This is a genomic window from Streptomyces sclerotialus, assembly GCF_040907265.1.
In the GTDB taxonomy this organism is placed as follows: Bacteria; Actinomycetota; Actinomycetes; order Streptomycetales; family Streptomycetaceae; genus Streptomyces; species Streptomyces sclerotialus.
Genome location: NZ_JBFOHP010000002.1, coordinates 3,610,461 through 3,628,946, shown reverse-complemented (window position 1 = coordinate 3,628,946; position 18,486 = coordinate 3,610,461). Strand labels below are relative to the sequence as shown.

The 18,486-nt window shown below is 69.8% G+C and carries 15 protein-coding genes and 1 pseudogene; 8 read left to right on the top strand and 8 right to left on the bottom strand.

Translation table 11 applies throughout. The features are described 5' to 3' along the window. Positions 1 to 33 precede the first annotated feature (33 nt). The 5 genes from AAC944_RS15975 (at position 34) to AAC944_RS15955 (ending at position 5,401) form a co-directional block, all read left to right on the top strand. Positions 34 to 1,182, top strand: coding sequence for an energy-coupling factor ABC transporter permease (locus AAC944_RS15975; RefSeq protein ID WP_030617276.1), 1,149 nt, complete (start codon positions 34 to 36; stop codon positions 1,180 to 1,182). A gap of 1 nt (position 1,183) precedes the next feature. Further along, the gene (gene cbiQ / locus AAC944_RS15970; protein ID WP_030617279.1) at positions 1,184 to 1,945 is read left to right on the top strand and encodes a cobalt ECF transporter T component CbiQ; all 762 of its coding nucleotides are present in this window, start codon (positions 1,184 to 1,186) and stop codon (positions 1,943 to 1,945) included. A gap of 2 nt (positions 1,946 to 1,947) precedes the next feature. After that, entirely contained in the window at positions 1,948 to 2,712 is a 765-nt protein-coding gene (locus AAC944_RS15965; protein ID WP_438272806.1) for an energy-coupling factor ABC transporter ATP-binding protein, read from the top strand. A 102-nt stretch (positions 2,713 to 2,814) separates the two neighbouring features. Further along, positions 2,815 to 4,023 (top strand): serine hydrolase domain-containing protein, encoded by a 1,209-nt coding sequence (locus tag AAC944_RS15960; protein WP_030617285.1) that lies wholly within the window; start codon positions 2,815 to 2,817, stop codon positions 4,021 to 4,023. A 592-nt stretch (positions 4,024 to 4,615) separates the two neighbouring features. After that, entirely contained in the window at positions 4,616 to 5,401 is a 786-nt protein-coding gene (locus AAC944_RS15955; protein WP_030617289.1) for an SDR family NAD(P)-dependent oxidoreductase, read from the top strand. Positions 5,402 to 5,431: 30 nt separating this feature from the next. Here AAC944_RS15955 and AAC944_RS15950 read toward each other — a convergent pair whose 3' ends face one another. The 8 genes and pseudogenes from AAC944_RS15950 to AAC944_RS15915 all read right to left on the bottom strand — a co-directional run bounded on the left by AAC944_RS15950 (position 5,432) and on the right by AAC944_RS15915 (position 15,960). Continuing rightward, positions 5,432 to 6,283: an EamA family transporter gene (locus AAC944_RS15950; protein ID WP_030617293.1), complete on the bottom strand. Its 852-nt coding sequence runs from the start codon at positions 6,281 to 6,283 to the stop codon at positions 5,432 to 5,434. Beyond that, positions 6,280 to 6,765 (bottom strand): YbaK/EbsC family protein, encoded by a 486-nt coding sequence (locus tag AAC944_RS15945; RefSeq protein ID WP_030617295.1) that lies wholly within the window; start codon positions 6,763 to 6,765, stop codon positions 6,280 to 6,282. The genes AAC944_RS15950 and AAC944_RS15945 overlap by 4 nt, the downstream gene beginning before the upstream one ends. Positions 6,766 to 6,882: 117 nt before the next feature. Then, positions 6,883 to 8,541, bottom strand: a complete 1,659-nt coding sequence (locus AAC944_RS15940; RefSeq protein ID WP_030617297.1) for a penicillin-binding transpeptidase domain-containing protein — start codon at positions 8,539 to 8,541, stop codon at positions 6,883 to 6,885. Between the two features lie 316 nt (positions 8,542 to 8,857). Further along, positions 8,858 to 9,751, bottom strand: a complete 894-nt coding sequence (locus AAC944_RS15935; RefSeq protein WP_368397204.1) for a hypothetical protein — start codon at positions 9,749 to 9,751, stop codon at positions 8,858 to 8,860. 744 nt (positions 9,752 to 10,495) lie between these two features. Beyond that, a pseudogene (locus AAC944_RS15930) lies at positions 10,496 to 11,218 on the bottom strand (NUDIX domain-containing protein). Between the two features lie 537 nt (positions 11,219 to 11,755). After that, positions 11,756 to 12,535, bottom strand: a complete 780-nt coding sequence (locus AAC944_RS15925) for a restriction endonuclease (protein ID WP_196943069.1) — start codon at positions 12,533 to 12,535, stop codon at positions 11,756 to 11,758. A 113-nt stretch (positions 12,536 to 12,648) separates the two neighbouring features. After that, the gene (locus AAC944_RS15920; RefSeq protein ID WP_078888662.1) at positions 12,649 to 13,725 is read right to left on the bottom strand and encodes a ParB N-terminal domain-containing protein; all 1,077 of its coding nucleotides are present in this window, start codon (positions 13,723 to 13,725) and stop codon (positions 12,649 to 12,651) included. 477 nt (positions 13,726 to 14,202) lie between these two features. After that, complete coding sequence (locus AAC944_RS15915; RefSeq protein WP_030617307.1) at positions 14,203 to 15,960, bottom strand: dolichyl-phosphate-mannose--protein mannosyltransferase; 1,758 nt, start codon at positions 15,958 to 15,960, stop codon at positions 14,203 to 14,205. Positions 15,961 to 16,058: 98 nt separating this feature from the next. On the opposite strand from AAC944_RS15915, the gene rsmI reads away from it, so the two are divergent. From rsmI to AAC944_RS15900, 3 genes are all read left to right on the top strand, one after another. Then, positions 16,059 to 16,928 carry a 16S rRNA (cytidine(1402)-2'-O)-methyltransferase gene (gene rsmI, locus AAC944_RS15910; RefSeq protein WP_030617309.1) on the top strand — a complete coding sequence of 290 codons (870 nt, stop codon included), beginning with the start codon at positions 16,059 to 16,061 and terminating at the stop codon, positions 16,926 to 16,928. Between the two features lie 179 nt (positions 16,929 to 17,107). Beyond that, a complete protein-coding gene (locus AAC944_RS15905; RefSeq protein WP_030617312.1) occupies positions 17,108 to 17,539 on the top strand; it encodes a hypothetical protein in 432 nt (143 codons plus the stop codon). Positions 17,540 to 17,585: 46 nt separating this feature from the next. Continuing rightward, positions 17,586 to 18,455 (top strand): TatD family hydrolase, encoded by an 870-nt coding sequence (locus AAC944_RS15900; protein WP_030617315.1) that lies wholly within the window; start codon positions 17,586 to 17,588, stop codon positions 18,453 to 18,455. Positions 18,456 to 18,486 lie beyond the last annotated feature (31 nt).

The window sequence follows — 18,486 nt, the reverse complement described above, 5'->3', positions numbered from 1 at the left end:
GTGGGTTACCAGCCACGAGCGGAGAAACCAGCCATGCATGTCCCCGACGGATTCATCGACGCACCGGTCTCGGTGGCCACCGGCGTGGTCGCCGCCGCCGCCGTCGCGGTCAGCCTGCGCGGCGCCCGCCGCGAGCTGGGCGACGGCCTCGGCGGCGAACGCACCGCGCCGCTCGCCGGCCTGGTAGCCGCGTTCATCTTCGCCGTACAGATGCTCAACTTCCCCGTCGCCGCCGGTACCAGCGGGCACCTCCTCGGCGGTGCCCTGGCGGCGATACTCGTCGGCCCCTGCACAGGGGTCCTCTGCGTCTCCGTCGTCCTCCTCATGCAGGGCGTCCTCTTCGCCGACGGCGGCCTCACCGCGCTCGGCGTCAACATCACCGACATGGCCGTCGTCACCACGGTGGTCGCGTACGCCGTCTTCCGCGGCCTGGTGAAGGTCCTGCCGCGCAAGCGCCGCTCCGTCACCGTCGCGAGCTTCGTGGCGGCCCTGCTCTCCGTCCCGGCGGCGGCCCTCGCCTTCACCCTGATCTACGCGCTGGGCGGCACCGCCGACGTCTCCACCGGCAAGGTGCTGACCGCCATGGTCGGCGTGCACGTCCTCATCGGCATCGGCGAGGCCTTCATCACCGCCCTCACCGTCGGCGCCGTGATCGCCGTACGGCCCGACCTCGTCTACGGCGCCCGCGGCCTCAGCAAGCCGCTCGAACTGAAGGTCGCCCCCGTCGCGGCCCCCGCGGCACCGGGCGCGCCGCGCCCCGAGCCCGCCGCCACCCCCGCCGCGTCCGAGGCCGCCCCCACGGCCCCCGCCGAGCCGCAGGCCGCCGCGCCGGTGCCCGCCCGCCGCTCCGCCAAGCGCGTCTGGCTCGCCGGCGTGGCCGCCGCCCTGATCTGTGCCGGCGGCGTCAGCTACTACGCCTCCGCCAGCCCCGACGGCCTCGAGAAGGTCGCCCACGACCAGGGCATCGACAAGCAGGAGAAGGACCACGCCGCCAAGGACTCCCCGCTCGCCGACTACAGCGTCAAGGACATCACCGACGCCCGGCTCTCCGGCGGCCTGGCCGGCGTGATCGGCGTCGGCGCGACCCTGGCCGTCGGCACCGGCGTCTTCGTCGTCGTGCGCCGCCGCCGGGACGGCGCGGACGCGGCCCCCACCGACGACCGCACCCCCGAGCAGGTCTGACATGGGTGCCGGCCACGCGCACAAGCTCTACCGGCACGGGCACTCACCCGTGCACGCGCTCCCCGCGCACTGCAAGATCGCGGCCGTCTTCGGCTTCGTCCTGACCGTCGTGTCCACGCCCCGTGAGGCGGTCTGGGCCTTCGCCGTGTACGCGCTGCTCCTCGCGGCCGTCACGGCGGTGGCCCGCATCCCCGCCGGCTTCCTCCTCAAGCGCCTCCTCATCGAGGTCCCGTTCGTGGCCTTCGCGCTCCTGATGCCCTTCGTCGCCGAGGGCCCGCGCGTGCACGCCCTCGGCATGTCGCTCAGCGAATCCGGCCTGTGGGGCGCCTGGAACGTCCTCGCCAAGGGCACCCTCGGCGTCGCGGCGTCGGTGCTCCTCGCCTCGACCACCGAACTGCGGGCACTCCTCCTCGGCCTCCAGCGCCTGAGGATGCCCCCGATGCTCGTCCAGATCGCGTCCTTCATGATCCGCTACGGCGACGTGATCACCGACGAGATGCGGCGGATGCGCATCGCCCGCGTCTCCCGCGGCTTCGAAGCGCGCGGCGTACGCCACTGGGGCGTCCTCGCCAAGTCCGCCGGCGCGCTCTTCATCCGCTCCTACGAACGCGGCGAACGCGTCCACCTCGCGATGGTCAGCCGCGGCTACACCGGCACGATGCCGGTCACCGACGAGGCCACCGCCGGCCGCGCCCAGTGGACCTCCGCCGCGGTACTCCCCACCGCCGCCCTCGCCGTGTGCCTCCTTGGATGGACGCTATGACCATGAACAACAGCACCCCCGCCCCCTCCCTCCAGGTCTCCGGCCTCGCGTACGCCTACCCCGACGGCCACCAGGCCCTCTTCGGCGTCGACCTGACCGTCGCCCGCGGCGAGCGGGTGGCCCTGCTCGGCCCGAACGGCGCCGGCAAGACCACCCTCGTCCTCCACCTCAACGGCATCCTCGAAGCAGGCGCGGGCTCCGTCACCGTCGCCGGCCTCCCCGTCGCCAAGGGCAACCTCGCCGAGATCCGCCGCCGCGTCGGCATCGTCTTCCAGGACCCCGACGACCAGCTCTTCATGCCCACCGTCCGTGAGGACGTCGCGTTCGGCCCGGCCGCCGCGGGGCTTCGCGGCGCGGAGCTGGAAGAGCGTGTCCTCGAGGCGCTCGACCGCGTCGGCATGGCCGCCTTCGCCGACCGCCCGCCGCACCACCTCTCCTTCGGGCAGCGCCGCCGGGTCGCGGTCGCCACGGTCCTCGCGATGCGCCCCGAGATCCTCGTCCTGGACGAGCCCTCGTCCAACCTCGACCCGGCCTCCCGCCGCGAACTCGCCGACGTACTGCGCTCCCTGGACGTCACGGTCCTGATGGTCACCCACGACCTCCCGTACGCGCTGGAGCTGTGCCCCCGCTCGGTCGTCCTCTCCGGCGGCGTCATCACCGCGGACGGCCGCACCCAGGAGCTGCTCTGTGACGCCGACCTCATGGCTGCCCACCGCCTCGAACTGCCCTTCGGATTCGATCCGCGTTCGGTGACCGCCCCCGTGTGACATGCCCGCGGCGGTTCCTGTGACCCTCCCCACGGCCACCGGGTTCCTGGTCATCAGCACTGATCGGCGCGTTGCACCATGGATGGGTCACAAACGCGACGGATGAGTGGGAAGCGGGAACCAGTGGTGGACGTCCACGGCACGGTCGAGGCCGGCTACGAGCCGGTCCGCGATGCCTTCGCGGCGAACTTCGCGCAACGCGGCGAGCGGGGGGCGGCCGTCGCCGCCTACCGGCACGGGCGCAAGGTCGTGGATCTGTGGGCGGGGGCCCGTGACGCGGACGCCGGCACGGAGAGCGGGGCCGCCCCCTGGGAAGAGGGCACCGCGCAGATCATCCGGTCCGCGACCAAGGGCGTCGCCGCCGTCGTACCGCTCCTCCTCCACCAGCGCGGCCAGCTCGACCTGGACGCGCCGGTCGGCACGTACTGGCCCGAGTACAAGGCCGCGGGCAAGGAACGCACCCTCGTCCGCCACCTGCTCTCGCACCGCGCGGGCGTGCCGGTCCTGGACACCCCGCTCACCCCCGCCCAGGCCGCGGACGGCGTCAGCGGCCCGGCCGCGGTGGCCGCACAGGCACCGGCGTGGGAGCCCGGCACGGACCACGGCTACCACGCCCAGACCTACAGCTGGCTCCTCTCGGAGCTGGTCCTGCGGGTCACCGGCCGCACGATCGGCGCGTTCGTCGCCGAGGAGATAGCCGGGCCGCTCGGCCTGGACCTGTGGATCGGCCTCCCCGAAGCGGAGGCCGCACGCGGCCGGGCCGGACGGCTCGCCGAGATCACCCCGCCACCGGCTCCCGAGGGCGCGGGCCTGCGCGTACGGCCCAAGAAGGCGGTGGCCGACGCGTACGACGACCCCACCTCCCTCACCCGCCGGGCCTTCGGCGCCATCGCGCCGCACGCCGACGAGAACGCGGCCGCGTTCCGGGCCGCGGAACTCCCCGGCTCCAACGGCATCGCGACGGCCCGCTCGCTGGCCCGCCTGTACGCGGCGCTCATCGGCCCGGTGGACGGCCACCCCCGCCTCTTCGCGCCGGCGACGCTCACCCTGGCCCGTACGGAGGAGTCCGCGGGCCCGGACCGTACGCTCATCGCCTCCTCCCGCTTCGGCCTCGGCTACATGCTGCACGGCCCCACGGCCCCGCTGCTCGCCCCCGGCTCCTTCGGCCACCCCGGCCGCGGCGGCGCCCTCGCCTTCGCGGACCCCGAATCCGGGATCTCCTTCGGCTACATCACCAACGGCATGCAGAAGAACGTCACGGCGGACCCCCGCGCGCAAGCGCTTGTGCGCGCGCTTCGGACGACGGTCTGAGGGGTGTGCGGGGTCGGTTGCGGGGTGCGGTTGCGGGGTGCGGTTGCGGGGTGCGGGCCGGTGGGGGCATGAGCCATGACGGCCCCCGCGGCGGGCGGCATTGCTGTCCGTAGGGAGTCGGTGCCGCACCGGGGCACCTCCTCGGAATCGAGGGTCACCAGCCGCGTGACCCTGGCAGCCCCCGCGCGACAAACCTCGATTCCTGCGGGGGCACCCCGGTACGTCCCCTCCCGTCGAGTCGCAGTGTCCGTCCGTAGGACTCGCCGTCACGGCACATGGGGTGGGTACCGGCCCTGCGCCGCGGGTGGGGGATTGGGTGCCGCCGCTCCGCGACGGCACTTCAGGTGGCCGCTCCGCGGCCCCGAGGGCCTGGTGGTCACCGCCGACATGCATCTGCCGCCGATGACGGGAGACGGGACGGCACCCCGATTCGCACCCGGGGATGAGACGGACCGCCTGGGGCCTCCCCGGCCACCGTCCCGCACCCGCCGGCAGGACCGGAAAGCCGCGCCGCGAGGGGCGCCAGGGTTGCGGGGCGGGAGCCCCGCGTAAAAAATGCCACCACCTCAGCCACCACCCGAAAGGGGCAAGCGTGCGGCGTTTCGAAGGTTACGGGGCACTGATCACCGGCGCAGGACGCGGCATCGGCGCCGCCACCGCCCGCCGGCTGGCCGACGAAGGCGCCGGCGTGCTGGTCACCGACCTGAACGGGGACCGCGCCGAAGAGGCCGCCGCCGAGATCCGGAAGACCGGTGGCACCGCCGAGGCATGGCCCTGCGACGTCGCCGACCGCGACGCCGTCGAGTCGGCCGTGGCCCGCGCGGCGGACCGTTTCGGCCGCCTGGACGTGCTGGTCAACAACGCCCTGTCCTGCCACCCCGACACCCCCGCCATCGAGGACCAGCCCGACGACACCTGGCAGCGTGACCTCGACATCACGCTCACCGGCGCCTTCCGGTGCGCCCGCGCCGCGATGCCGCACCTGGCGGCGGCCGGTGGCCGCGGGGCGATCGTCAACATCGGCTCGGTCAACGCCGAGCAGTACTTCACCAACCACGCGTACAGCGCTGCCAAGGCGGGCCTGGCGAGCCTGACCCGTACGCTCGCCGTGCAGAACGCCGCCCGCGGGGTGCGGGTGAACCTCGTCCACCCGGGCACGGTGCACACCCCGAACTGGGACGGCCGCGAGGACGTACTGGAGCGGGCCGCGCCCGTCTATCCGCTGGGGAGGGTCGGCGAGCCGGAGGACATCGCAGCGGCCGTGGCGTTCCTGGCCTCCTCGGACGCCTCCTGGATCACCGGCGTAGCCCTCCCCGTGGACGGCGGCCTCCTGGTCAGCAACGCCGCGCTGGTGAGCGCCATGTCGGGCACCGGCTGACGACGGCGGCCGTCCGGCAGCACCCCGTCGTCAGCTCGTGTGCAGCATCAGCCCGATCCCCACGACCATCAGCCCCGCGGCAGCGATCCGCGGTGCCCCGAACCGTTCCTTCAGGAAGATCGCGCCGATCGCGGCGCCGACGATGATCGAGGACTCGCGGAGCGCCGCGATGGGGGCGAGCGGCGCACGGGTCTGGGCCCACAGGACCAGGCCGTACGCGAAGACGGAGAGGACCCCGCCCAGCAGGCCGCGCACGGCGAACGGCCGGAGCTGCCCCGCCAGCTCCCGGCCCCGCGAGGCCACCGCGTACACCGGTATGGCGAGGCCCTCCAGGAGCATCAGCCAGCCGATGTACCCCAGCGACGTGCCGGACGCGCGGACGCCGACCCCGTCGACGGTCGTGTACGAGGCGATGGCCAGGCCGGTGGCGACCGCGGCGATGATCGCGGGCCAGTGCGGCCGCGTCCCGGAGCCGCGGATGCCCCACAGCGCGACGCCGAGGAGGCCGGCGGAGGCCACGGCGACGCCGGTCAGCGCCCAGGCGTCGGGCAGTTCGCCGACGAAGACGGCGGCGAGGACGGTGACCACGAGCGGCGCGGTGCCGCGCGCGATCGGGTACATCTGCCCGAAGTCCCCCAGCCGGAAGGACTGCATGAGCAGCGCCTGGTAGACGATGTGCAGGAGCGCGGAGGCGATGAGGAGCGGCCAGGCGCCGGCGGCGGGGAACGGTGAGACGGCGGCGAGTACCACGCCGCAGACGGCGCCGCCGGTGCCGACGAGGGTGAAGGCGAGGAGCTGGTCGCGTATCCCGTGGGCGATCGCGTTCCAGCCGGCGTGGGTGACGGCGGCGGTGAGGACGGCGGCGACGACGAGCGGGGTCACGGGGTGTGCTCGCGGACGTCGACGACGCGGCCGCCGGCGTGTTCGATGAGCGTCTTGGGGTCGAGCGGGAAGACGGTGTGCGGGGTGCCGGCGGCGGCCCAGACCGTGCCGTGGGCGAGCAGGCCCTGGTCGGCGAGGACGGTGGTGCGGGTGCGGTGGCCGAAGGGCGGTACGCCGCCGATGGCGTACCCGGTGGTCTCGCGGACGACCGCGGCGTCCGCGCGGCCGACGTGCCGCGCGCCCAGCTCGGCGCGGACCTTCTCGACGTCGACCCGGGAGGCGCCGTCCATGAGGACGAGGACCGGCACCCCGTCCGCGGCGAAGACGAGCGACTTGACGATCTCGGCGGGCTCGCAGCCGACGGCGGCCGCGGCCTGTGCCGCGGTGCGGGTGGCGTCGGGGAAGCGGCGTACCGCGACTTCGAGGCCCCGTTCGCGCAGCGCCGCGGCGAACAGGGGATGAGCGTCGGCTGAAGTACTCATGGCCCGCACGCTAGCGAAAGCTGTACGGGCCATGCGACCGGGAAAAGGGGGCGGTCCGGCATGCGGACCGCCCCCTTCCGGAAGGGCTGTTGTACGGGCCGTGCGGGCCGCCCGGCGTCAGCCCTGGTTGAGGATGGCGCGGACGACGGGGCCCGCGTTGTCGCCGCCGTGGCCGCTGGCGGGGACGACGGCGGCGGCCGCGAGGTCGCCGTTGTAGGCGGTGAACCAGGCGTTCGGCTTCTTCTGGTTGTCGACCTCGGCCGAACCGGTCTTGGCACCGATGTCACCGCTGAGGCCGGACATCGCCTTGGCGCCCGTACCGGACGTGGCGGTCAGCTTCATCAGGGACTTCATGGCGGACGCGGTGGCCGGCTTCATGTTCCGGGCGGCCTTGGCCAGCGACCGGTCGTCGATGTCCGGCGAGACGATGTACGGCTGGTGGAAGCTGCCGGCCTGGACGGTCGCCGCGATGGAGGCGACGTTCAGCGGGTTCATGCGCACCCCGCCCTGGCCGATGAGCGAGGCGGCCATCTGCGCGTCGCTCTGCACCGGGACGTTGCCGTCGAAGCTGGGGATGCCGGTGTTCCAGGTCAGGCCGAGGCCGAAGACGTCCCGGGCCTGCTTGGTCAGGTCGTCGTCGTTCAGCTTCTCGGCCTGCGAGATGAAGGCGTTGTTGCAGGAGGCCGCGAAGCTCTGCGCGAAGGTGCCGTTCTTGATCTCGGTCTTGTTGAGGTTCTGGAACTTCCAGCCGCCGTACGTCACGTACTTGTCGCACGGGTGCTTCTTGTTCGGCGAGGTCATGCCCTTGTCGATGAGCATCGAGGCGGTGACGACCTTCATCGTGGAGCCGGGGGCCAGCGAGCCCTGCGTGGCGACGTTGAAGCCCTTCGTCGGCGAGTTGGCGATGGCCAGGATCTCGCCGGTGCTGGGCTTGACCGCGACGGCCGAGGCCTTGCTCTTCGAGGCGACCGCCTTCTGCGCGGCGGCCTGCACCTTGGCGTCCAGGGTGGTCTTCAGCGTGCCGGGGGTGCCCTTGGAGAGGACCTTCAGGGTCTGGTCCGGCTTCTGGGTGGCCTTGTCGTCGCTCTTGGCGCGCTGGATGAAGAACTCCACGCCCGGGGTGCCGCCGGCCTTGTCGCCGTACTTGTCGCGCAGGCTGGCCAGGATGCCCGCCAGCTCCGGGTTGGTCTCCTTGGTGATCTCCTTGCCGTTGCGGTCCACGGCCTTGATGGGCGGCGCCTCGCCCTCGCCCGTCCGCAGCGTGTCACCCTCGCTCATCCCCGGGTGCACGATCGTGGGCTGCCAGTCGACCACCGGCTCGCCGCTGCGCTTGTCCCGCTCGACGGTGAGGGAGGTGCTGTAGGAGACGGCGGCACGCTGTCCCTTGTAGCTGACCTGGCCGGACACCTGGTACGACACCTTGTCGCCCTTACGGGTGCCCGGGGTGAGCGTCAACTTCTCGAAGTGGGCCTGCTCGGCCACCCCGGTCAGCGCGGTGCCGGCCGCCTCGGCGTCGTCGGTGAGCTTCGCGGCCTCGGCCACGTCGCCCGACTGCCAGGCGTCCAGGAAGCCGGTGGCGGCGGTCTTCACCTCCTGCGCGGACAGCGGCCCGGTCTTCACCGGCGCCTTGCCGTCGCCCGGCTTGCCGTCCGCCGCCATGACTTCCTGCTGCGGGGCCTCGTCACCGGAACTTCCCATCAGGGTGTATCCGCCGACGCCTCCCGCGACCAGGGCGATCGCCCCGCCGATCAGCCCGTACCTCACCTCGCGGCGCATGACTTACGTTCCCCTCCCGAAGAAGCGTTGACCGTCCTTGGGACACGACACAAGAACGTGCAGCGCACTCTATGGGACACGCGGTATTGGAGTGACCTTCGCGCATCTCGTTACCGCATCGGTACGGTGACGCTCGGTCGATGCGCCGGTCACGAAAAAGTCACATCCGGCCCCGGCGCTTCCGCCCCCGCACCGGCCCCACCCGGCGGTCCAGCAGGACTCGCCCCCGCCCCGTGCTCGCGGGGCCCGGTAGCCCTCCGTACACGCACCGGCGGCGGATGAACTCCCTCACATGGCCCGGCGCCACCCTGACCTGTTACGTTGCCCCGCCTCCCGAGACTCCGGGGTGCAGTTCGATGCGCACCGAGTCATCGTCCTTGAGCACGTAGGTCGGATCGGTGTCGCGGTCGAAGCCCATGGGGATCAGGTAGTACCGGTCACGTCGTTCCACGAGCAGCCGCAACCCGGTGTAGCGGTACCGGAAGTGCTTGCCCTTCCCGAGATCCGCCGGCGCGTCCAGACCGGGCGGCCCGGTCATGCTCAGCAGCTCGGTACTGAACACCACCACGGGCACCCGCCGGGCCACACCGGCAGCGTCCCGCTCCGCGTCCGCCTGTCCCATCCGCCCGGCCGCCAGCGCGATCAGCCACATCGTGAAGATCCCCGCGACGGCGAAGGAGACGGCGCGGTGCCGTACGGAATGCGCCGCCCGGGCCTGCCCCATGAGCAATCCGCACGTCACCGTCAACGGGGCGATCCACGAATACGGCTGGAGAGGGCGCCAGAGGAACAGCAGAAGAATTCCGAGAGCGACGAAGAAGAGGTGTCCTGCGACGACGGCATGACCGACGCGCCGCAAACTCCCCACCACGGTCGCGGGGATGCCCAGTGCCGCCAGGAACTCCGGCAGCCGGGGAAGAAAGGCGACGAGAGCGAGCGTGGTGAGTACAGGCAGGGTGATCAGCCGCAGGCTCGTCACGGCCAATTCCAGCGCGTCGAATCCGACGGCGAACGTGTCGATGTGGAAATAGCCGTAATACGAGGCGTTGTGCATGAGCCCCGCGTAGAGCATCAGCGCGAGCACGCACGAACTGGCGCCCAGTGCGGTGTTCGCGATCTCGACACCGCGGCCGGACGGGCCGGGGGCGGGCGGCGGGATGTCCCTGCGCGTCCTTCTTCCCGTCCCTCCCGACGCGATCCGGCTATTCACCGAACGTGCCCGCCGGGCACGAGGCCGCCGACGGAGAAGGACCGTCGCAGGAGGGATCCACGGCGGGAGTGGACGCGACGGGAGGAACGATCCCCAGGCTCGGGTCGCTCCCCGGCGGCTCTCCCGGTCCCCGTGCGGGAGGGCCCTTCAGCAGGGGCGGAGAGGGAGAGAAGGACGCGGAAGACCGCACCGGCGAGGAAGCGGAAGGCACCGACGACGGAGTCACCGGCGACCGGGAACGGACATCCGGCTCACCCGCTTCCCCCGACCCGGTGTGCGTGCCGGGCCCGGGCCGCTGGACCGGCGGCACATCCGTCTCCCCACCGCCCTGCGGCCAACCGGGCGGCACGACGACGTCTCCCTCGGGACGGTGCGCGCACCCTGTCACCGACACCGTCACGATCCATGCGGCAGCCAAGGAAGCGACGGCCCTCCTCGGCCTCTTCCGCTTCGGTGAATCCACGGAATCCCCCGTCCCCTGCGCCTCGGTGAGGTGTTCCTCTCACGATTGCTCCCAGCAAGGCACGGTGATCAGAGGCGTCGCAACCGCCTCTCAGGAACCCCCCTCCGGACGCCCCTCCCCGACGTACCCGTGGCTCATGGCAGACGCCCACCCGCCCTACGACAGCTGCGCCGCCCCCCACTGGACGCTGACCGCTACACCCACGTGTCCAGCCACATCCGCCCCTGCCATGCCGACTTGGGGATCGGAAGGCCCGTGTAGACCGGGTAGAAGTAGGCCCGCTAGGCCAGGATGTGGAACAGGGCTACGAGCGTGCCCGATCCCATCAACTGCCCCTTGGCCATGAGCCCCGGTGCGTCAGCCAGCGGCACCCAGACGCCGTGGTCGGCTTCTTCGAGGTCCGTCGGCTTACCGACACGGCGAGCGCCCCGCCCCACGTAGATCTCGTGGGGAGAGTCGACCATACCCACCATCGGCTGGTACGTGACCACGTGCTCCAGCCGCTCCGGCCGCCAGCCGGTCTCTTCCTCGACCTCGCGAAGCGCCGTCGCGTGCGGGTCTTCACCGGCATCAACGATCCCGCCGGGGAGTTCCCAGCCCCATCGCTGTGGGACGAAGCGGTACCGCCAGAGCATCAGCACGCGGTCCTCGCCGTGCAGCACGGCCGACACAGCGACATGGTGAAGCTTTCACGACGTGGTGCTCGAACTCGCTCCACGCCGGGCGGTTCAACGTCGACCAGGTCGAGCTTCACCCAACGGTTGTCGTAGAGAATTTGCTTCCCATGGATCTTCCACGGCTCCAGCCCTTCGGGGACTCTGTGGTGACTCCGCCGGCCACCCGGTACGCGCTCCGCCCGTAGGCCCGGATCAACCTCTCCGAAGCGAGCCGCGCCAGCACCTGCCGCAGGGCCGTACGCCCGATCTCCAGGTCCCCGCTCAACGAGCGCTCGGAGGGCAGCTTGTCTCCTGGCTGCAGCTTCCCCGACGTGATCCACTCCGAATCGTCGAGTAAACCCTGTCGACTTTGGTCCCATCCGCAGAGCACTCTCCCGGTTGGCGGACTGGCGCTTACCAGCGTATTCGCGGAGATTCGGCCCGGTGCAGGGCCAAGTTCTCGCTTCCTCACCTTGTAGGTGCGGATTAAGCAATGGCTGAGTAACACCTGTGTGCGTGTCCTGTAGGTGGCTCGCTGCCGCTTGCTGCGCGCGGTTCGGCACCTAGCCGCGTTGCCCCTTCTGCCTCCGCTCCAGCTCGATGGTCCGCCCGCACACACGAGGCAGCGGAAACGCCGACCACTGAGGTCCGGACGATATCGGCTGTGGCTGGGGCGGTAGGCTCTACGGCTCTAGCCACCTTTCCGACGCTTCGGGTCCCGAGCCGAGCAAGCCCGGGGCCGCGCGTGCTATTTGCAGGCAGATACGAAATCGGCCCGAACTGCCAACCAGCGTACGGCCGCTTGGATATGCTCGCGCCCGAACCAGGCAGGCTACCGGCCAAGCCCGTCCCACCGACCTAGCGTTCGTAGTCCAAAAGAAGGCACTACTGCTTCCTGGAAAGTTGCGAAGATTCGATAAACTTTTTCAGCTCATCAACTGTCTGTCCGTTCGCTGTACTCAATTTCATATCCGATTGCGCCAAAATGTGCGAAAAGGAATCTCCGTCAATCGCTATTACGCCACTGTTTCTGCATAGCGACCAAGCGTCCCTGCTTATCGTCCCGCTAGTCATGAAGATGGTGAATACTGGATCGCATGACCTTATCTTCATGTCGGGATACCTGTCTCCGGAGAAGCCATACTCGCCGCTGCGTGCCAATTGGATGGATCCTACGAGTTCACGTAGGTCGAAAGTTGCTACCTGAGTTGCCTCGAAATGCTTTGCTTGGCCTACCACCCAGACGCAGAATTTACTGAGTACAGGCGGGTAGCCAGCAATATCGGCAAGTGCGCTACCCAGCCTCAAGCGGCCGTAGAAATCTATGCCTTGGTCGGCGCGGTATGGCGTGAGCTTGATGTCATAGGCACCCATGCTTTCCAGGGCGATGACGCACAGCTTCTCAAATTCTGCTGGTTCGAGTCGTCCAATGGCGGAGCTCATTCGATGAGCAGCGCTGCGTCTACGCTTTTGCTCTGCTGCATCCTCATCATCCACGCCGATCTCGACGAAGCAGGCGCCTTGTACATAGCGTGCGTCGGAGGAGTTGAAAGCGAAGAGGGTACTGCGTCCGTCTTCTAATAGCTGATTTGCCAGGCGGACGAGTTGTTGAAGGGCTCTGTCTGCTACTTCCTCAGCCCACATCTGAGACTCGAGTGCAGGCACGGAAAGATGCTGGTATGCCTCCTTCAATAACTCGATAATAGAGCGAGGCGGATCATCTACGCCAACAGATTCTATTATCCGATCGGTGACGATGTTCAGTCTCGGTCTAGCCATTACGAGTCTTTGAGTCGACGGTACGTGTCGATAACGTCCTGTAGCGTCTGACTCAGTGTCTCTAGAATGCTCACATGCTCAGGTTCCAGTTTCCTGAGCTCCAAGGCTGGGATGCCGAGTAGCGCCTTATTCGCCTCGGCAACTTGCGTAGTCCAGGCGTGCTGCAGTTCTTCTGCCCTGGCTACAGCGAGGGCCTCAGTGAAGCTGCGTGAAGGGTCGGACAGAACCATACGGGCTTCTGGGGAGACGATGATTGTCTTGAGTTCGCGCACCTCGTTGGCTGTTGTGATCTTTGCCCGAGTTTCTATGCCTTCATCATTTTGAGTGGAGGCGATCAGTTCGTAGAAGTGGCGAAGATTCGTCTCGTCTTTGAATTCCGAGGATCCTTCATCCCACTGGAGCCATTGGCGAATCAGGGGCTGAGAAACTGCCTCGTGAAACATGGGATACATTCGTCGTTCGCAGTATTCCGCGAACTCCTCATCTTCCTCCATTTGGCGCAACGCCTTGAACGCGCGATAGCGGCGAGTCACTTCCCGGGTGGACATCCCCAGGCGTGCACCAATCTCTGAAAACTCCAAATCATGCTCATCGTGTAGCTCAGATACCAATTTAGAACTCTGGTATGAGCCCCATTGGCGCACTCCGCTAACATGCCGAATTCCCATCAGGGAGAGATGAAGAGCACCATCATCGCTCTCGACGCATGCGACGGGGAGCTCGTTGAAGACAGCTACTACGCTTTCTGGGACCTCGATTCCCGCTTCATGGTCCTGCTTTAGTGACCGAAGTGCGGCTACTCGCCTATTGCCCTCAATTACAACAAAAAGCCCCGGGCGTTCATAGGGACGAACTATGATGCGCTCGAAAGTGAGGAACCCGTTGTGCTTGATCGAAGCCTTTAGGTCGTTTATGCCTTCCCCGCGGATGCGTTCGAAGGCTTTGCGCTGCACCATGGGTTCGTGGAACCGTGCGGGCTGCGCGAATTGGAAACTCGGATCATCTTGGAATCGATAGTTATTCGGATCCAATAGTAGGCTATCGAGATTCACGATGCGCTCAACGCCGTTTGCCATGTATCTACCCTCTGATGTCGGTATGTGACCTGTGACACATGTGGAGCTGGAATCCTACAGGAAGCAAGCGACGTGCATAGTGCAAATTGAACAGCTGTGACGGGTGAAGGAAGTGACTGGTGAGCGAGGTTAGGTCTAGGCGTGAGACTGGGCTAGCAGCTGGGCTTGTTTTTGATCTGTGGTTGTTCCCAGCCGTCGTCAGGGCAGACGCGACAGTGCCACTTCCGGTATGGCTGAGAGAGCAGTGCCGGACAGGCGGCTGAAGGGGGCACCACATAGCAGTAGGCCGATGCCTTACGTAAGAAAGCGAGGCCAGCCAGCCTCCTCGGCGGAGGCGTTGCCATCAGCGTCTGGCATCAATTCAGTGATCGCCAGCCAGTGTGGGCCGTCCCTGGGCCGTCCGGAGGCGGCCCCGGACGGCCCGAGTCGACCAACGACGACCGCCACCGGAAGCCGGCGGTCAGGGCATCGGCCCAGCTACACCCACGTGTCCAGCCACATCCGCCCCTGCCATGCCGACTTGGGGATCGGAAGGCCCGTGTAGACCGGGTAGAAGTAGATGAAGTTCCAGATGATCAAGAGGACCAGGATGCCGACGGTGACGATGCCGGCTGTTCGGCGGCGTTCCTGGGTGAGGAGGGGGGCAGGGGACGACGGGGATTCCGTGGGGCGGCCGATGACGGCGCCGAGCGTCATGGCCAGGGCGAGGCAGAGGAACGGGACGAAGACGACCGCGTAGAAGAGGAAGATCGTGCGCTCCTGGTAGAGGAACCAGGGGAGGTAGCCGGCGGCGATGCCGCAGGCGATCGCGCCGGCCCGCCAGTCGCGCTGGAACAGCCAGCGGTAGAGGACGTACAGCAGGGCGAAGCAGCCGGCCCACCACAGGAGCGGGGTGCCGAGCGCGAGGACCTCGCGGGCGCAGCCCTCGGCGGCCGTGCAGCCGTCCTGGCCGGCCTTGGGGTCCTCGTAGAAGTAGGAGACCGGGCGGCCGAGGACCAGCCAGCTCCAGGGGTTGGACTGGTAGGTGTGGGTGGACGTCAGGTGGGTGTGGAACTCGTAGACCTCGTGCTGGTAGTGCCACAGGCTGCGCAGCCAGTCGGGCAGCCAGGTCCAGCCGGACGCGCGGCCTTCGGGGGTGGTGGCCCAGTCGCGGTAGTAGCCGCCCTTGGTGGCGATCCAGCCGCTCCAGGAGGCGAGGTAGGCGGCCGCCGCGAGGACGACGGTGGAGAGGAAGGCCGGTACGACGTCGCGGCGGAGGGCCGAGCGGTACGGGTGGCGGGCGCCCGCCGTGCGGCGGGCTGCGGCGTCCCAGAGGACCGACATCAGCGCGAACGCGGCGAGGAAGTACAGGCCGTTCCACTTGGTGGCGGCGGAGAGGCCGAGGCAGAGGCCGGCGGCCAGGCGCCAGGGGCGCCACCCCAGGCGCAGCCGGTCGCCGGTCCCCTCGTCGGGGCGGGCGAGGCCGTCCTCCCCGACGGGCAGCGCGGCGGCGAGCCGGGCGCGGGTGCGGTCCCGGTCGACGAGGAGGCAGCCGAACGCGGCGACGACCCAGAACATGACGATGAGGTCGAGGAGCGCCGTGCGGCTCATGACGAAGTGCAGGCCGTCCACGGCGAGCAGCAGGCCCGCCAGACAGCCGAGGGTGGTGGAGCGCAGCAGACGGCGGCCGATGCGGCAGATCATCAGCACCGAGAGGGTGCCGAGGAGGGCCGTCATGAAGCGCCAGCCGAAGGGGTTCATGCCGAAGGCCCACTCGCCCAGCGCGATCATCCACTTCCCGACGGGCGGGTGGACGACGTAGGAGTGCTCGGGGCTGAGCAGGATGCGTGACGGGTCGCCGACCAGCGCGTCGTTGGCGTTCTTCGCCCAGGTGCCCTCGTAGCCGTACTGCAGCAGGGACCAGGCGTCCTTGGGGTAGTACGTCTCGTCGAATATCACCTTGTCCGGGCTGCCCAGGCGCCAGAAGCGCAGGATGCCGGCGAGGAGCGCGACGAGCAGGGGGAGGCCCCAGGCGGCGAGCCGGGCGAGGCCGGGGGAGACCTGTGGGGCGGGGAAGGGTGCGAGCAGCCGGGTGCGTACGTCCCGGTCCGCGCGTGCGGTGTAGCCGAAGCGGCGCAGCCGCCGCAGCCAGGCGGTCGGCGCCAGGACGCCGCCGTGGGGCGCCCGCGCGGCGGCCGCCGGGGGCCGGCGGTGGTCGTCGGCACGCCGGTCGTTGGTCGCGGTGTCACTCGTCACCGGGCCATCGTAGGGAAGCGGTCTGTGAGAGGCGCGTCTCTCCGGCCCGTCTCTCCGCGCGGCGGGAAGGATGCCGGTGCGCCTGAAAGGATGGGGCCGTGACTGGAACGCTCGTACTCGCAGGGACCCCCATCGGCGACACCGAGGACGCACCGCCGCGGCTGGCCGCCGAGCTGCTCGCCGCCGACGTGATCGCGGCCGAGGACACCCGCAGGCTGCGCCGGCTGACGACCGCGCTGGGCGTGCACACCACGGGCCGGGTGGTGTCGTACTTCGAGGGGAACGAGTCGGCGCGCACCCCGGAGCTGGCCGAGGCGCTCGAAGGCGGGGCGCGGGTGCTGCTGGTCACCGACGCGGGCATGCCCTCGGTCTCCGACCCGGGGTACCGGCTGGTGGCGGCGGCCGTGGAGCGTGGTGTGAAGGTGACGGCCGTGCCGGGGCCCTCGGCCGTGCTCACCGCGCTGGCGGTCTCCGGGCTGCCGGTGGACCGTTTCTGCTTCGAGGGGTTCCTGCCGCGGAAGGCGGGGGAGCGCACCGGGCGGCTGAAGGAGGTCGCCGCCGAGCGCCGCACGCTGGTGTACTTCGAGGCGCCGCACCGGCTGGCCGACGCGCTCGCCGCGATGGCGGAGGTCTTCGGCGCGGAGCGGCGCGGCGCCGTCTGCCGCGAGCTGACGAAGACGTACGAGGAGGTCCGCCGCGGGCCGCTCGGTGAGCTGGCCGAGTGGGCGGCCGAAGGGGTGCGCGGCGAGATCACGATCGTGGTGGAGGGCGCGCCCGAGCCGGGCCCCGGCGACCTCGGGCCCGAGGAACTGGTGCGCCGGGTGCGGGTCCGGGAGGAGGCCGGCGAGCGGCGCAAGGAGGCCATCGCGGGGGTCGCGGCCGAGGCGGGCGTACCCAAGCGGGAGGTCTTCGACGCGGTCGTGGCGGCGAAGAACGCGGAGCGTGGTGACTCCCGCGCGGGTAAATGACGGGTCTGGAAGGTAAAGCGGAGGTCGGCCGGGCACGGTCTTTTCCCTCGGCCCGCTCAAATCTGGGCCAACAGGGAGAACCTTTGCTGCATCGCAGCTCGGAAAGGCGTCCACTGGAGGTGGGACGTCCGTCTCCGAGGGCGCCCCGAGAACTTGTCCGGCGGACAAGAGGAGCTGCGATGACTGAATCTGTGGGAACCACGAGCGGGATACCGCACCCGGCCCGGACCGAGCCCTCCGCGCACGAGGCCTACTCCTTCGCCTGCATGAAGTGCGGGCACGGCTGGGAGCAGGCCTACGACATCGAGCACCACGTGGACGTGTCCGGCGAACCGCGCGTCGTCTACTACGCGGACGGCGAGCGCGTCCCCTCACCGCTGACCCGGCCCACCTGCCTCCAGTGCGGCGGGCACGTCGTCCGCATCATGCGGGCCGGTCAGGTTTCCATGGTCTCGGCGGCCGCCGAGCGGCTGTACGCGCCGCGCAGGCCGCAGCCCACGACCGGCCCGGCCGGTGACGCCGGCGGCTCCGGTGACGGTGCCCCGGAGCGGCGCGGCCACCACTGGCATCTGTCCGACCTGCTGCACCCCTTCCAGCACCACCGCAGGTGAGGACCGCCGCCGCGGCGGAGCGCCGCGGTCCTCGTAGGATCGCGGCATGAGCTCCAAGGACGCACCGCCGCCGCTGCCCGAACCGCTCGGGGTCTCCGTGGCGGACTCGCACACCCACCTGGACATGCAGTCGGGGACGGTCGAGGAAGCGCTCACCAAGGCCGCGGCCGTCGGCGTGACGACGGTGGTCCAGGTGGGCTGTGACGTGAACGGCTCGCGCTGGGCCGCGGAGACGGCAGCGGCGTACGAGGCGGTGCACGCGGCGGTGGCCCTGCATCCGAACGAGGCGCCGCGCATCGTGCACGGCGATCCTGACGGCTGGTCGCGGCAGGGGGCGCGGGAGCCCGGTGGCGACGCGGCGCTGGACGAGGCGCTCGCGGAGATCGACCGGCTCGCCGCGCTGCCGCACGTCCTCGGTGTCGGCGAGACCGGGCTCGACCACTTCCGCACCGGCCCGGAGGGCATGGCCGCGCAGGAGCGTTCCTTCCGTGCGCACATCGAGATCGCGAAGCGGCACGGCAAGGCCCTGGTCATCCACGACCGTGAGGCGCACGACGACGTGCTGCGCGTGCTGCGCGAGGAGGGCGCGCCGGAGCGGACCGTCTTCCACTGCTACTCCGGGGATGCCGAGATGGCGAAGGTCTGCGCCGAGGCCGGCTACTTCATGTCCTTCGCCGGCAACGTGACCTTCAAGAACGCGCAGCCGCTGCGGGACGCGCTGGCCGTGGCTCCGCCGGAGCTGGTGCTCGTCGAGACCGACGCCCCGTTCCTGACGCCCGCGCCGTACCGCGGTCGGCCTAACGCGCCGTACCTCATTCCGGTCACGCTCCGTGCCATGGCCGAGGTCAAGAGAATGGACGAGGACGCGCTGGCCACAGCCGTCGCGGCCAACACGGCCCGCGCATTCGGGTACTGACCTACCCCCGGCCGCCACCCTCCGTAGTCGC

Excerpts from the sequence above, each read along its gene's own strand:
- AAC944_RS15975 (WP_030617276.1), top strand. The coding sequence starts at position 34 with ATGCATGTCCCCGACGGATTCATCGACGCACCGGTCTCGGTGGCCACC.
- cbiQ (WP_030617279.1), top strand. The coding sequence starts at position 1,184 with ATGGGTGCCGGCCACGCGCACAAGCTCTACCGGCACGGGCACTCACCC.
- AAC944_RS15965 (WP_438272806.1), top strand. The coding sequence starts at position 1,948 with ATGAACAACAGCACCCCCGCCCCCTCCCTCCAGGTCTCCGGCCTCGCG.
- AAC944_RS15960 (WP_030617285.1), top strand. The coding sequence starts at position 2,815 with ATGAGTGGGAAGCGGGAACCAGTGGTGGACGTCCACGGCACGGTCGAG.
- AAC944_RS15945 (WP_030617295.1), bottom strand. The coding sequence starts at position 6,765 with ATGAGTACTTCAGCCGACGCTCATCCCCTGTTCGCCGCGGCGCTGCGC.
- AAC944_RS15940 (WP_030617297.1), bottom strand. The coding sequence starts at position 8,541 with ATGCGCCGCGAGGTGAGGTACGGGCTGATCGGCGGGGCGATCGCCCTG.
- AAC944_RS15920 (WP_078888662.1), bottom strand. The coding sequence starts at position 13,725 with ATGGCAAACGGCGTTGAGCGCATCGTGAATCTCGATAGCCTACTATTG.
- AAC944_RS15905 (WP_030617312.1), top strand. The coding sequence starts at position 17,108 with ATGACTGAATCTGTGGGAACCACGAGCGGGATACCGCACCCGGCCCGG.
- AAC944_RS15900 (WP_030617315.1), top strand. The coding sequence starts at position 17,586 with ATGAGCTCCAAGGACGCACCGCCGCCGCTGCCCGAACCGCTCGGGGTC.